Source organism: Virgibacillus proomii, from assembly GCF_018916875.1.
Classification (GTDB): domain Bacteria; phylum Bacillota; class Bacilli; order Bacillales; family Amphibacillaceae; genus Virgibacillus; species Virgibacillus proomii_B.
Genome location: NZ_JAHLNO010000028.1, coordinates 175,780 through 190,768, shown reverse-complemented (window position 1 = coordinate 190,768; position 14,989 = coordinate 175,780). Strand labels below are relative to the sequence as shown.

The 14,989-nt window shown below is 35.7% G+C and carries 14 protein-coding genes and 1 pseudogene; 1 reads left to right on the top strand and 14 read right to left on the bottom strand.

Translation table 11 applies throughout. The annotated features are described in order from the left end of the window. Positions 1-4: 4 nt before the first annotated feature. The 3 genes and pseudogenes from KQI21_RS15045 to KQI21_RS16990 form a co-directional block, all read right to left on the bottom strand. Entirely contained in the window at positions 5-1,183 is a 1,179-nt protein-coding gene (locus KQI21_RS15045; RefSeq protein ID WP_216485046.1) for an SIS domain-containing protein, read from the bottom strand. Positions 1,184-1,279: 96 nt separating this feature from the next. Further along, entirely contained in the window at positions 1,280-1,996 is a 717-nt protein-coding gene (locus tag KQI21_RS15040) for a GntR family transcriptional regulator (protein WP_253291547.1), read from the bottom strand. A gap of 184 nt (positions 1,997-2,180) precedes the next feature. Beyond that, positions 2,181-2,300: pseudogene (locus KQI21_RS16990) on the bottom strand (hypothetical protein); the annotation flags it as partial. Positions 2,301-2,877: 577 nt separating this feature from the next. On the opposite strand from KQI21_RS16990, the gene KQI21_RS15030 reads away from it, so the two are divergent. Continuing rightward, entirely contained in the window at positions 2,878-3,207 is a 330-nt protein-coding gene (locus tag KQI21_RS15030; RefSeq protein ID WP_216485045.1) for a hypothetical protein, read from the top strand. A 240-nt stretch (positions 3,208-3,447) separates the two neighbouring features. On the opposite strand, the gene KQI21_RS16565 is transcribed toward KQI21_RS15030, so the two are convergent. The 11 genes from KQI21_RS16565 to KQI21_RS14975 all read right to left on the bottom strand — a co-directional run bounded on the left by KQI21_RS16565 (position 3,448) and on the right by KQI21_RS14975 (position 14,977). Continuing rightward, positions 3,448-4,398 carry a DMT family transporter gene (locus tag KQI21_RS16565; protein ID WP_216485044.1) on the bottom strand — a complete coding sequence of 317 codons (951 nt, stop codon included), beginning with the start codon at positions 4,396-4,398 and terminating at the stop codon, positions 3,448-3,450. A 1,007-nt stretch (positions 4,399-5,405) separates the two neighbouring features. Then, positions 5,406-6,023 (bottom strand): NUDIX hydrolase, encoded by a 618-nt coding sequence (locus KQI21_RS15020; RefSeq protein ID WP_216485043.1) that lies wholly within the window; start codon positions 6,021-6,023, stop codon positions 5,406-5,408. Between the two features lie 583 nt (positions 6,024-6,606). Continuing rightward, positions 6,607-6,822, bottom strand: a complete 216-nt coding sequence (locus KQI21_RS15015) for a DUF2922 domain-containing protein (protein ID WP_216485042.1) — start codon at positions 6,820-6,822, stop codon at positions 6,607-6,609. Positions 6,823-6,858: 36 nt separating this feature from the next. Then, entirely contained in the window at positions 6,859-7,077 is a 219-nt protein-coding gene (locus tag KQI21_RS15010) for a DUF1659 domain-containing protein (protein ID WP_216485041.1), read from the bottom strand. Positions 7,078-8,440: 1,363 nt separating this feature from the next. Further along, entirely contained in the window at positions 8,441-9,601 is a 1,161-nt protein-coding gene (locus KQI21_RS15005; protein ID WP_216485040.1) for a YhfX family PLP-dependent enzyme, read from the bottom strand. Positions 9,602-9,616: 15 nt separating this feature from the next. Next, positions 9,617-10,828, bottom strand: a complete 1,212-nt coding sequence (locus tag KQI21_RS15000) for a phosphopentomutase (protein WP_216485039.1) — start codon at positions 10,826-10,828, stop codon at positions 9,617-9,619. 20 nt (positions 10,829-10,848) lie between these two features. After that, entirely contained in the window at positions 10,849-11,952 is a 1,104-nt protein-coding gene (locus KQI21_RS14995) for an aminotransferase class V-fold PLP-dependent enzyme (protein WP_373687686.1), read from the bottom strand. 1 nt (position 11,953) lies between these two features. Further along, entirely contained in the window at positions 11,954-12,835 is an 882-nt protein-coding gene (locus tag KQI21_RS14990; RefSeq protein WP_216485038.1) for a phosphotriesterase family protein, read from the bottom strand. A gap of 83 nt (positions 12,836-12,918) precedes the next feature. Then, a complete protein-coding gene (locus tag KQI21_RS14985) occupies positions 12,919-14,211 on the bottom strand; it encodes a YhfT family protein (protein WP_216485037.1) in 1,293 nt (430 codons plus the stop codon). A gap of 19 nt (positions 14,212-14,230) precedes the next feature. Then, positions 14,231-14,596, bottom strand: a complete 366-nt coding sequence (locus KQI21_RS14980; RefSeq protein ID WP_216485036.1) for a DUF2620 domain-containing protein — start codon at positions 14,594-14,596, stop codon at positions 14,231-14,233. A gap of 15 nt (positions 14,597-14,611) precedes the next feature. Next, positions 14,612-14,977: a PRD domain-containing protein gene (locus KQI21_RS14975; RefSeq protein WP_216485035.1), complete on the bottom strand. Its 366-nt coding sequence runs from the start codon at positions 14,975-14,977 to the stop codon at positions 14,612-14,614. Positions 14,978-14,989: the final 12 nt, after the last annotated feature.

The window sequence follows — 14,989 nt, the reverse complement described above, 5'->3', positions numbered from 1 at the left end:
GCTACTATTTCTCTTCATAGTCGTAAATCGTTACACCTTTTACGACACGATTAACCGATCCGTCTGGACTTGGATTATCAGGTGTAATTCCTAACTGAATCGACTTTTTCAACGCAAGGACTTGAGCAAATAGGATATAAAGCATGGCTAAATAAAAGTCATCCCCCAACGTTTTTTCTTCAGGATTTACAGAAATGGCCCAGTCTGCTAATTTACTTACTTCTTCATCTTGTCTTTCTGTTAGCGCTATCGTCTTAATTATAGTTGTCTCACCAGCTAGCTCTCTTAACATATCCAGATCGTATTTTCTTGTATAAGCATCTTGAGATAAAAATAGGACTACTACAGACTGATCATTTAAAATTGACTTAGGACCATGCCGGAAACCAAGCGATGACTCATGAACTGCTACCACCTTTCCTGCCGTGAGCTCAAGCATTTTCAACGCTGCTTCATGAGCCAATTGGCCAAGCGATCCTGAGCCTAAATAGACAATTCGTTCCATATCATGAGCAATTACTTCTTCAACAACTTCTACTACTTGCTTAACAAGCTGGTTACCATTCGCTATCATTCCTTCTATTGTATTACGGGAAATAGAGCGTTTAGAAAAAATCATATAACATGCTAAAATCATACTTGTAAAGCTACTAGTCATTGCAAAAGCTTGATCATGCGCCTTTTCTGGTGTAAGTATCGTTAAACTATTTTCATCATGCTTCGTATTTTCAGCTAGTTGACCATTCGGATTACAGGTAATATTTACTTGATAAAAATCATCAATAATGTCCTTTGCTAGTTTTACTGCTGCCACACTTTCTGGACTATTGCCTGATCTTGCGAAGGATACTAAAATAGTTGGTATCTCTTTAAATAGATAATGAGTAGGGTTAGATACGATATCTGTAGTTGCAATTGCTTCAAATTGTATCTTACCTTGATGCTGCTTTTGCAGTTCAGGAGTGAGTATATCTCCAGCAAAAGCCGATGTTCCTGCTCCCGTCATTACGACTCGTACTTGTTTATGCTGATCATAAATAGCTTTTAAAAAACGTTCAATTTCTGTTTGTTTTTCTACTACGGCGTTGACTGTATCCTGCCAAATTTCAGGTTGTTGATAAATCTCCTGTGCCGTATGCCCCGCCATATTTTTTTGTAATTCTTTCTCTGTTAAGTGAAACATGATATTCCTCCTTTTATTATGTGGTCATGTTGTCATAACCAGTTAATCTGTGGAAAAGCTCTATTTAAGCTTTTTTGTCTGCCAATAGAGCCGGTTTTACGTTAATTCAACTGTATAATCAAATTTATCTCCTCTTGCTACGCTTACCGTATATTCGATTAATTGGTCTTGATGAAATGCAAATCGTTTAATAAGCATTGCCGGCTGCTGTACTGTTGCGTTTAAATAATCGGCTTCTGCATCACGTAAATGAGTTGCTGAAAACTTCTCAACAGCTCTTGTTACAATAATTTGATAATCTTGATAAAAGACATCGTACATCGGTTTTTCCATTAGCTGTGATTTAGTCAGCTTAGGAAATATTCTCTTTGGTAAATACGATGTTTCATACATGAGCGGTTCGTTGTCTGCTAATCGTAACCGTACAACTTGAAATACTTCATCAAGTGGTTTTAATTTCATTTTTTCTGCCAACCGCTTTTCAACCGCAATTTCTTCAAACGATATTACTTGTGTCATTGGAGTTTTCCCCAACTTTTTCATTTCCTCTGTAAAACTATATAATTTGACTAAATTTTGCTCAAATGTTGCCGCTGCAACAAAGGTACCTTTACCATGTAATTTATAAATATAACCTTCTCTTTCTAACTCTTGAAGCGCCTGTCTAACAGTTATTCGACTAAGATTATACATACTGCAAAGTTCACGTTCAGATGGCAGCTTTTGATGCTCTGTATATGTTTTATTTTCTATTTTTTGAATGATTTCTTCCATCAACTGTAAATATAAGGGCACCTTACTATTTTTATCCAAGCTTTCCTCCTACCTCTCTTACTAAGTGGTTATAACCAGTCATCTTTAGTATAGAGCATTTAGTTTCATATGTAAAGTGATTACATTACTTAATTTTGAATAATTTATTGAACTATGGGGGACAGATCACCGCACCAAATGTATTGTCGGCAACTTCCAAGTTTTGAATATCTATTTTGAGTAGTTAAATATCTACAGGAAGTCGGTTTGCTTTTTCCCCTGCTCTTTTAAGCATGTTGGGGCTAAAATCTATCCCCATCACTTGAACTTCTTTGGAATAGTACTTTAAATAGTTCTGTATAGTTCCTGACCCACACCAACTTCTAGTACACTTCTATCTGCTTGTTGAATCAATTCCTTTCACCACTCTTCTTTCTGATATGATCCATTAAATCAAAACCACTTGATATACGATTGTATCTTCTTTTAATCGTTTTCTTTTGTTTATTCATCTTGAAATTCCTTTCAAATTGCTTATTAGAGGCTGTTTAAAAAGTTCGTTACAATGACACGACTTGTTTTGTTATACAGTATGTAATTGTATTATTCTTCTTCCTGTAACAAGGACGCATCTACCTCTGGGTTCTTTTTATCGTTCTTTCCACTACTCATATAGTGAATCTTGATTGTTTTGAATATTTATGAGTGTATAGCAAGGTGAAGCTAAAAAGTCTTAGAATAAAAACCAATCAATTTTTAGCTACTATTCCCTTGCTGGTTTTATCTTACACATAACAAATGAAGAATTACCAGGAAGTTATGTAGATTTATGAAAAAGCTGTTTCTTTTTACATGAAATATTTGATGTATTAAGTTATAAATGAGTCATTTTATTTTTTATTATTTATGATATACTCTTGTTATATTAGGAGGTGAATTATATGAAACAGGAAGAAAAAATATTAACGATACTTGAACAAATCAACCATAAATTGGATGAACACAGTTTGAAGCTGGATAACCACAGCAAGAAACTAGATGAGCACGGAAAAAGACTCGATGAACAACAATCTATTCTATTTGCCCTTCGTTCCGGACAGGAACATCTAAAAGCAGAAATTGATGGAATGCGTATGGACAATGCTAAAGAATTCGGTCATATTAAAAAAGAGCTAAACAATTTAAACTTGAATTTTTCTGTACTCCGTGATGACGTTTGGGCAAATAAAAAAGATATTTATCGATTAAAAAAAGCAACTATTGACCAATAACCACTTCCTTCACCAAACAAAAATCATTTATTTCGCGTTTTTTTAACCTCTCTTTACGTATTCTTCACAGATCAAACAGCCATTTTTAAAAGCTTTTTTCAACAAAAGAGCTTACCAGAATATCGTTATTTTCCAGTAAGCTCCATTATAATTTTCACAGCACACTATTTAGCCTTTATAAAATATTGTCTGTAAATTTTATTTAATGTATCCTTTTAAAACAATTTATACAACCACTGCTCAATAAGTTTGCATTTGTTTTTTGTTCGCCCCTTTTTCTTTCTTTTTGTAATTCACAGAGATAATACCGATTGCTACCAAAACGAGTGCACCAATTATAAAGATCGTTAGTTTTTCCTCGGAAATAAAGACTGCTGACAACAATGCCCCAGAAACAGGTGTTAAGAATTTATACATGCTGATTTCCCCAGCTTTGTTATATTTTAAAATAGAATACCACAAAGCAAAAGCTGCTGCCGATAATACTGCTGAATAAATAAATAACCACCAACCTAAAGGCGTAAAAGTCATTGCATGATCACTCAGCTGAGGTACCCCTACGATTAACATTAATCCGGATCCGATTGTTAATTGCCATCCAGTGAGAGCAAATGGGTGGATACCAACCGCTAGTTCCTTTGCCATAATGGTACCGATAGCTCCTGTTAGTCCTGCTAAAATCATGTATCCCTCACCGGTTAACTGGAAGCTGAGCTGCAGTTCCTGTCCCCAATTAGCCACCATAATTCCGGTAAACCCTGCTACTAAACCAATTGCTTTGTTCCAATTCAAGCGGTCATTTGTATAGAAAAAATGCGCCAGTACAACGGTAAAAAACGTTCCACTAGATATTAAAATTGCTCCTTGCATACCGGAAACATTGGCTAATCCATTATAAAAAAAGAAATATTGTAACCCTGTTTGGATGATCCCAAATATAGTAAGAAAAAACAGTTGTCGTTTTGTTACAATTAAGTACTTTCGATTTACTATCAGTAAACCGACTAAGATCATGATTCCAGCTAGCAGAAATCTCATTCCTGCTAACACAATTTTAGCAATCGTATCATCTGCAGCCATTTGCAATTCCTCATAGCTCACTTTTAACACAGGAAATGCACTGCCCCATAAAATGGAGCAGAAAACAGCTATACTTACGACAACCCATTTATTTTTTAAAACCTGATTCACTTTATGTCATCTCCCATGCTGTGTTCTTAACCAAAGTTTAATCGAAAGCTTAATTTGTTTGCTAAGAACATAATTATACACTAAGGAGTATTCTATCATGTCTCAGTAAAATAATCATATACTAGAATTCAGACAGAGTTGTATTTTACAAGAGAAGTGCAATGGCAAATCGAGAATTGCAACTTGACACAAAGTCTCTATGAGCACGATATATTAGCAAAAAAGCCAACTATAAGAAGACTTGGCTAATTTAAAAAGGATATCATGCTCATTTTTCCGTATCAAGTTGCAATGAGTTAAACACATTACAATACTCTCGACTTTTAGGTTACACATGAGAATAAGTATAAATTTATTAACAGTTAATCGTATTACTTTTTCACACCCGTGGATAAGAAAGAGTCAAGTCTATACATGTCCCTAAAAAACCGTTTTTATATTGGCTGAACAAATAGACGCTTATTTAAGCTATCGGGGGAGTTTCGGTTTCCTTATGTAAAGATTATTTACTAATAAAATGAAACTTCATTTCTTGGAATGCTTTTCCCAAGAAATGTTAGTTGAACGAATCGGGCATTTAGGTGCCGTTTTCTCCCACTTAGACCCTGTTGTACCAACTCAGGCTCTTTGAAGTAGGAGTCTTACGGCACGTTACATGCGGGATAAAAAAGTTAATGGAGGAGAATTTACGAAGTTTCGTTATTAGGTTAATCGAGAAATTAATCTACCTATCTTGCTTACCTGTAATGATTTACTGCTTAGATAGAGTAGTACATTTTTTACCGCCTTACGGATAGAGAAATGTCATTCAGTGGGGTTTTCCTGCCCCACTGATGACTAATTGATAGTGCACTGTTATATAATTATTTCTTTCACATAAACTGGAGTCTTCCGGTATTGAGCAAACGAAACAAAATTCTTTATTATAATTGCAAAAATTCGTTTAAACACATACTATAAAACGTTCGGCTCTTATTAATTAATAGAACCGTAGTTCAAATAACTCATCACTGTTTTATTAGCTCGACAAAATGAGCAATTATCCTTGCAGTTAGTCCCCAAATCACCTTTCCTTTATAGTAATAAAATAATTCATCAGCAGCTCGCACATTCCATTCATATTTTTTCCCACCTTGAATATGTTCATATGGAAAATTAACTTCAGGAATGACTTTGAAATTTACCTTATATACTTCAGGCTTTGTCTCAAGGAAAAATTGTAAAGGGACTGTGAATACCTCATCTACTTCTGCACGATTTGGTACAATTTTTTCTGGATGATGAAGCACTCCAACAAATGGAAATATGATTCTTCCAAAATCAGATACAATATAATCTAGTGGAACAACATCACTTATACTTGTAATATCTACACCTATTTCCTCTGATGTTTCCCGTAACGCACAATGTAGTTCACTTTCGTCATCTTGTTCTACTCTCCCGCCCGGAAAACAAATATCGCCAGGCTGATTGCGCATTTTTAACGAGCGCACTTCGAATAACAAATGCGTTTCATTTTTAATTTCTACCATAGGAATGAATATACCAAATTCTCGAAACTGTTCACGTCCTAAAATAGTTGGCTTACGATCCCTTAATTTTGCTATTACCTTAGTCGCATTCACCTTATCACCTCCGACGACATAATCAGCCACAATCTATTATATCGTTGTAATCTCCAATTGAACAATCTTCACACATAAAATCCATTTATGCCCATTATAATAAAGTGAATCTTCAATCAGTGGAGTTTTTCTTTCCCCCTACTGATTGTTAAAATAAACAGAATCGGGAACTTGACTTGCAGTTTGATCTTCCACTTATCCTCCTGGGTTTCTCGTAGCATGGAAGTTAGTTGGTCTTACTGCCAGTTACATAGCAAACTGTCGATATTTCCCGGGAAATGAATAAGACTTTTGACAAATATTGCTTAAGCGATTTAAGTTAAAGGAAATAAGTGGGAGTCTTACGGCACCTTACATGCGGGATAAAAGTTATCTAACTGTCTACTTTTTGTCTCTTCCATAATAATTATTTAGTCGCTTGTTGATATATAAGGTATTATTAACTTGTTAGAAAAACTTGGCTTGTCGCCAAGTCTTTAGCGAAAGCCATAGTTTTTCTTATACTATAAACCCTAAAATTTTATACTTCCTATAGTATAAAAAAGCGACCAGTTAACATGAAACGTTAACGGGTCGCTACGGATTAATTCATTTCAATTTCTTCAACAACCCTTTCTACAATCATTGCACTTTTCTTTGCTGTAAGATCTCCACCACTTGTGGCAAATACATTTTGTTTCAGAATTTCATCCATTGCGGCATTAATTTTCGATGGATTAGCTGGTTCTATCGGATTGTCAACTGAATAAGTGGCCACTTTTCCTTCTTCATTCGTAAACTTTAATTCTAGCCTTTTCACATTATCCCTCCTCTTCTTATGTTTCTAAACTTATTATTAAACAATACTCGAAGTGTCTTTACGTTCAATTTTCTTTAATGGATGTTGTTGCAATCCTGCAAACACTTGAGCAACAGCATAAAGCTGATCAGGGGTGGCATCGATTTTAATATTGTTAAAGTTCTTGGTCTTTGCTAGTGGCTTCCCTGATCCTTCATCCAATCCGCTATTAAACTCCAAACGTAATGATGAATCTGTAATTGTTGCGAGAGCCATTTGATCACCTCCTTCTGACCTAATATTCGAATGTAGCATCAAAAAAGTGGCAAAGGAACTCCTATTATAATTTAAAATAAATATTATAAATGTTAGAAAAACTTGGCTTGTCGCCAAGTCTTTAGTGAAAGCTATAGTTTTTCTTATACTATAAACCATAAAGTTTTATACTTTCCTATAGTACAAAAAGAGGCTGGGACATAAGCAAATACTAAATAGCAAAAACCGAACAATTCATTTATAATTGTTCGGTTTGTTTGTGTTAAAAAAATTCCTATCATCGCTACGTCAAACTATTTCACTTTCCGCGGGCACGGCCTCAGCTTCCTCGGAAAGCAAAGATCGCTTTCCTGCGGGATCTTCAGCTCGAGCTATTCCTGCAGGAGTCTACATATTTTGACTACGCCAAAAACTTGCGTATACACAAGGACGATTTATTGTTCGTTTTTTAATCAGCTGTTTTAGTTTTGTCCCAGCCTCTTTTACATTTTATTCATTTATGCGTTGCAGATATCTTTTTTGAGAGAGCTTCATCTAAATCAGGTGCTCAGCGACTGGCAAACTTCGATATTCTTCCTACGATAAGTCAATATCGGTTCGAATCTCAAGAAAGACCGACTAAAGCGGGATTGCCGTCCAGCGTCGGCATACCCCTGTTGCAGAAGCATATTTCCTTTATCCCGAATGTAAGGTGCCGTAAGTCTCCCTCTTCAAGGAATTAAAGGAACACGGAGAAGTCGAACTAGGAGAAAACGGCACCTAAATCCCCGATTCGTTCAACTAACATTCCGTGTTCCACGGAATGAAGTTTCACTTTATCCCGCATGTAAGGTGCCGTAAGTCTCCCTCTTCACGAATTAAAGGAACACGGAGAAGTCGAACTAGGAGAAAACGGCACCTAAATCCCCGATTCGTTCAACTAACATTCCGTGTTCCACGGAATGAAGTTTCACTTTATCCCGAATGTAAGAAGCCGTAAGTCTCCCTCTTCACGAATTAAAGGAACACGGAAAAGTCGAACTGGGAGAAAACGGCACCTAAATCCCCGATTCGTTCAACTAACATTCCGTGTTCCACGGAATGAAGTTTCACTTTATCCCGAATGTAAGAAGCCGTAAGTCTCCCTCTTCAAGGAATTAAAGGAACACGGAGAAGTCGAACTAGGAGAAAACGGCACCTAAATCCCCGATTCGTTCAACTAACATTCCGTGTTCCACGGAATGAAGTTTCACTTTATCCCGTCGCGAAGCTTTCCAGTTTGTACGTTGCTAGATGTGGTGTGCCTGTGCCTTTATGCTTAACTTAATATATTCCCACTAATAAACAAAGAAATCCATATAGGAAAATAAGAGAAAATATTAGCTTAAACATCTCTACGGATTAGACGGCCCATGGAATCATAAATACCTATTAGCTTAGGCTTGGACGAGATTCCTTCTACAACAGCAATTTGAGCATTTGTAACAAAAATTTGGGTACGAAATGCATAAAGGGCAGTATCTCCAACTTCTACATTTTCCGTAGCCAACTTCCCATAATAATCAATATTGGTCGGATCATTTTCAATAATCCTAACTTCTCTCAAGTGATCTTTACTTGCCCCTACGAGCGCGTTTTTCATATGTGAGCGGGGGTAAAAACCTCCTCCAAATACGTATGCATGATTGTTATAAATATGAGAAACTTCGGTTACATAAACTATTGCTGGTTTCTCAGCTAATTCTTTTGAAGCATGAAGTGGTGTTGTTCCCGTTAGTGCATGTCCCGGCTCTCCTTGTGTTGCCCCGTTTTTTTTCAATATATCCATCGTTGCAACAGATGTACCGCTAGGCATATTCATTTCCAGATTGGTATGTCCGTTAGCTATTAAGAATTCTTTGGCTTTTTGCATTGACGTAACATTTGCAGTAACCATGGGAACATCATTTTCAATCACTATACAAGGAAAACTTGTTAATCCTGCTAGTTCAACCCCTTCTAAATGTTTTATCCTTTTGAAGTCTTCAGCTAATTGGGCTAACGTAAATCCGCCTTCCTGCCCATTAAAAACAAAATCGCCTTTATTAGCTATACGCAAAAATATTTTTTGTTTTATTCCTTTTTGCCATGCTATATCACTAATATTTTTGGCATTTTCATAGCTGAAAACTGTAATAAATTCAGGGGAAAGGTCTAATATTGGTGATATCATTTGTTTTGGTATTTGTACTAAATGACCCACATGTCCTAATTTGACTGACGTTTTGCTTAGTGTAATTGCTTCCCAAGGATCAACAGCAACTGCTTTTTTAATTCCAGCTTCAACAATGGCTTCTGTCACTACAGGGTTACGACCAAATTGTTTTGTCATAAAGAATAGTTCAATATCCAGTTTTTTGGCTTTTTTATTTAAAGCTACTGCATTTTTTCGTATCATATCTAAATCAAGTACATACGTATTTGGGGAGATACTTCCTTGTTGATGAAGTTCTAATGAGACATCTATTAATTTTCTATTGTATTTTTTTACAGCTTCTAAAAACATAATTGTATCCCCTCTCTACATGCCTTGCAATAACGGAAGAAAAGATGTTCCATTTTCTGTTTTGTTTAATCCCAGATAATTTGCTGCAGTTGCAGCAATATCAGATAATGTTGTTCTTTCACCAATACGAACTGGTGAGAATCGCTTATTATAAACTAACAAGTAAGTTTTCTCCCTTGTATGCTGACTATGACCAATGGTAGGATCATTACCATGATCAGCACTTAACATTAATAGGTCCTCTTCTCTCATATTTTGTAGTATATCTGATAAATATCGATCCACTACTTCAATGCGATCAGCATATCGTTCTGGGTTTTGTGCATGCCCTGCTAAGTCAGTTTCCTGAACTGTTGCAGCAATAACGCCATGATTTAAGCTGTTCATTTCATGTAGAATATCCTTCATTACTTGTTCGGTATCCACACCAGGAAACTTATTTGCTTTTTTACAATAAATGACATCTTGCATCTTTCCGACGAGAGATACTTCGAGACCCGATGTTGTTGCTAATGTTGGCAACTGATATTCTGGTGAAATACCAAACCCTAAGTGTCGGACTTGATATCCTTGGTTATATACCTTAGATTTAGGAGAATTCACTCCTACTAAACCATCTTTCCTTCTTTCTACTGAGTTTTGTAACTGTTCAGCAGTAACATTTTCACCTCCTAAAGCGATCACTCGATTTACTTTTACATTATCGCGTACACATTTACCAACTTTTAGCACTTCTTCAAACGAGATATAGTCTAATGGGGCACTTACATTATATATTTGTCCATAATCGGTTTCAATATTATCCGCTACAATTACAATATTATTAACCAACAAATAAGGCAAATCAGGATTTGGTATGGTTACCGTATAGCCTGCTTGTTCGAGTGCAACTTTTACTTGATCCATGTTTTTAATAAACGGAGCTAAATAGGCTTTCTTTGGTTTGGTTCCCATAATTTCGTTATGCCCCTCGAAACTATCCGCCCCATGATGCATTAGTCTTAAAACACCGAAGCTTGCAATATTATGAACATTATTTAGATTGGGGTGATGTAAAATCTTATTTATACCTAGTCTTTGAAAGGTAGGTATTTTTATAGATGGCACTTTGTCGATTATATGTTTAAATGTATTTGCCCCTACATCTTGAGGGTGATAATATTTGGCATCCTCCATATATCCTACGCCCAAACTATCTAATATGATGATGATGACTCTTCTTTCCATGATGAAATCCTTCTTTCCTTTTATCTTTCTAAGGCTCGCTCAATTGACCTCTTTAATATTCTAATGATTGTTTCGGGACCGCTGCGTAAAGGATTAATTCGTATCATGCTATTTTCAAGCGATGGATCAGCCGCTAAAAATGTTCCTGACACACGATAAAACATCGGTGCAAATTCATATTTTGACTCTGCACCTACTGGATTAGGAGTGGCTCCAAATTCATTCGCATATAAAAGAACTTTTTTTGCAATTGGCTTAGAAAACTCAACTAAAATCACTTTTGATTGTGCATTTGCCAAGTAAGCCTTTTTCACTTCTTTCACAGCCCCGTTATTAAGCAATAACAGTAATTGTTCATTAACTTTTGCCTGGATAGCTAACATAACAGGAGCATAGACAAGACCTCTTAAAGCCTCAAGCGCTTCATAACCTTGCACTTGGCTGCCTCCAGAATAATTTACCTGTTCAATTTTATTAATTAATTCCTTTTTTCCTAAAACTAATCCAATCCCTTCTGGTCCCATTAATTTAAATAATGAAAATGTCGATAAATCAGCTCCAACCTGTACTCCAATATGTTTGACCTTCATGGCCGCGTAATTATCATCCGTAATAATGGTTAGATTTGGACTCAGTGATTGAATGATTTGGATAACTTCAGACAAATCATAATGATCATCTATTCTCTGTCTCGTGTGCTGAATTAAAACACCCTTTAAATTTGGAGTTTGTAAAATAATGCTATTTAGTGCCTTGGAGTCATGGAAATCAACGTATACAAGTTCAATCCCCATCATTTCTAAGGTAGTTTTACTTGTTGGATAGATTGGCGCATCATGAACAAGCAGTCGATCACCAGCCTTTAAAAAAGAAAAAAATCCCATTCTCAATGCGCCAGTACCTGCTCCACGTACTAATATTGCTCGCTCTGCATTAAAAAAATCTGCTAATGTTTCTTCTACTTTTTTTGTAAAAGTTGGTTTATTGATACCTTTTGTAACCCCTAAATCGCCTAATGTAAGCAATTCATCTCCGCGGAAATGTCTAGTAACTACATCTATTAACGTAAATTGTCTTTGCTGGGCCTCATCAATTGAAATATTTTCTAAAGGAAAAGTTTGCACTTCAATTTCCTCCCCTCATGAATGTAGCTGGATTTTTAATAAGCATTTTATCAATGCTTTCCTCCGTAATGCCATACTTTTGTAAAAGAGGCACGAAAGTATCTAATAAATAGGAATAGCCTAAACCACCTTTATATTCTAAATGGGATTTTCTTGTAATATCCATAGATAAAAACACTTGCTCTATATAGCCTTCATCCTGTATTTTCTTTAACATCTCTGCACGAACACTATCAGGCATATAGTTTTCCTTTCCAACTGTATCAAATTCTACATTAATACCTTCTCTTAACATGTTTAAAACATAATCTGCATCACCAGTTAAATCAACATGCCCTATAATGACGCGACTTAAATCGACTTGATGTTTCTTAAAAAAGTCAACCTGTTCATGACCCAGTGTTCCAATTGAAGTATGAGTTGTTATTGGTTTTTTTGTTTCTTTATGAGCAATTACAGCTGCTTCAAACACTCTTTTTTCTGCTTCTGTCCATTTGTTATAACTAGTACCAATTTCTCCAATTATTTCTGCTTTCGTCTTCGTCCCCTTAATTCCTTCATCAATCTCCTTAATCATTCTTTTCGCAAGTTGTTCCTTTGTTTCTCGAAATACTAAAATAGGGTAGAATGCCTCTTGATAGAATCCAGTAGAAAATATGATATTTATTCCGCTTTCTTTGGAAACTTTTTGTACATATGGGATATTCCTTCCCATTCCAAAATTAGTCACATCAATAATATTTCTAACTCCCTTTTGATATAACTTTTTAAACTCTCTAACCGTTTCTGGAAACACATCTAAATGACAATCTTGATTATTTTTTACTTCTGACAAATCAATCGTCGTATGCTCATGCATATAAGTAATACCGCTTTCTAACAAAAAAATTACCTTCTTTCTTCTAGGAGTAATATCTCTCCAACTAGTTTTATTTAATTGGAGAGATTGATTTGACGAATATAGATTTACCACAAGCCAACTAAATGTAGAACATTTACTAAAATACCTAATAAAATTACTGCTATCGGACCAACAGCTAATTCAACAAGTGGCTTTTTGGAGATACGGTTTATTAAATAGAAACCGATCACCCAGAAAAACCCAATCCCAGGAGCAATTTTTTCACCTGCCATGGCACTACCAATTAAAATAGCAATCCCAAGAACATCTGTAAGAGACGTGCGAATATGCTCTCCCATTTCACGAATACCAGGTAGTTTATCCATTCCCTTTGAAACTGCTGATAGAGAAATTACCTCTAGATACATTACAAGCGCTCCCAATACAAATGCCAAAATCGGAATATCTCTAAAAATAAGACCAACCGCAAAAACAAGTGTAGTTCCTGCCAATCCATAAACCCCGGTAACAATAGCAGTAGAGAATACTAGAGGTATAAAACCTATTGCTCTAGCAAACGTAGTAATAGCTGCCTCTGTTATCTTCCCATCATTAATTAATGCTTGAGGCATTGCATCAACTGCTAGAATCAACATTGCCGAGGCCAAAGCAACAAGACCTCCCATTAAAGCTAATAACCAGCGATTTTTTCGAATCCGATTGACACGTTCTTCAAAAATATTTACTAAATCTGCATTTGTTGTTTCTTCATCGCCTTTAATTCTTGATGCCAAGTAAACCATCATTAGCATACCTACTAATAGAGAAATGCCCTCAGGACTTAGAGAAACATCATAGCCTGCTAAAGTAAATGTTCCGAATTTTGCTAAAAGTAAGTAGGAAGCCAAAGTTATCAGGCCAGTCACAGCAGCTTTCTTTAAACCATGTTGATACCCAACTGCAACCGCCGGAAACACTGTAAACGCAATAATAATCGGATTGCCAATAAGACTTAAGGAATCCAAGAAGTTAACAGGTAACTGATTAAATATATCAACTACGAATTGTAGTCCTAAAACGATGCCAATACTATAGACAGCACCAATAATACCCGCAAGTGCTATTCCTATTTTATTGTAAGGAGTCCAAATACCAATAATGTCACATGCTAGTAAAATGCTGTGTCCGATAATAATTGTAGCCCCTATGGAAAGCGGGATACCAAAACCAATGATTAAACCAAAGCTTAATGCAAAACTAGTTGCTGCAAGCTCGCCCCTTGTAATTCTCCCTTCTAAATATTCAGGCATAATCGGACGAAGACCATCGTTAAATACTGCAACACCGCGATTCACAAGCACAGAACCTAATGCACCTAGAGTAGCTATGGCAATAATTTGAATTAGATTAAAGTCCATGTTCTCTACCTCTCACTTTCTATTCCTTATTTAATAGTGCAGGGATTAATATATTTAGTACATTTTTTGTAGATGGAGCAGTAAATCCGAATGCAATTTTACCTTCATTTACTTGTTTACAAATATCTTCTTCCTTCATTATGGAAGTTGGTGAAGCTAACGAAACACATTTGTCTTTACCTAATAATGCAAATGCCATAGCTAAAGCTCCACCTGAAACAGTTTCACAGGCGCCGATATAGTAATCTGCCTTATTATTTTTTATATCCATAACTGCATTTAGATCAGTTTTTACTGTTACTTCTATATTGTCCCTCCCTAAATCTTTAACCTGTTTTTCAATTGCCTGCTTATTCAGTTGTCCACCAATAACAATCTTTAACATCTTAAAAACCTCCCATTATTTATTTGATTCTATTACTCGATGAAGGTGAAGGTAAAAATAGTTTTTTTCTTCGCTTGGTAACTTTTTACTTATTTGTGAGTCAACGTAGGTAATAATCTCTTCAATAGTTTCTTTATGCGACATGGTATCTATTTCCTTAAGTATTGCTTCTGGAGGCCCCTCTATTTCTTCACCCCTTTCAATTCTTGTTAAAGCCATACACAAATGCGTCCAGAACATCTCAGAATCTTGTATAATCTTTACATTAAATTTCTTTGTTAAAAAGTCATATGTGCTTAAAGTTATATCAGATGCATTTTGTGTAATGACTTGATTAGTTAGTAAAATATTTAATTTCCCCTGGATTTCTAACCTTTCCACCACAACAACCTC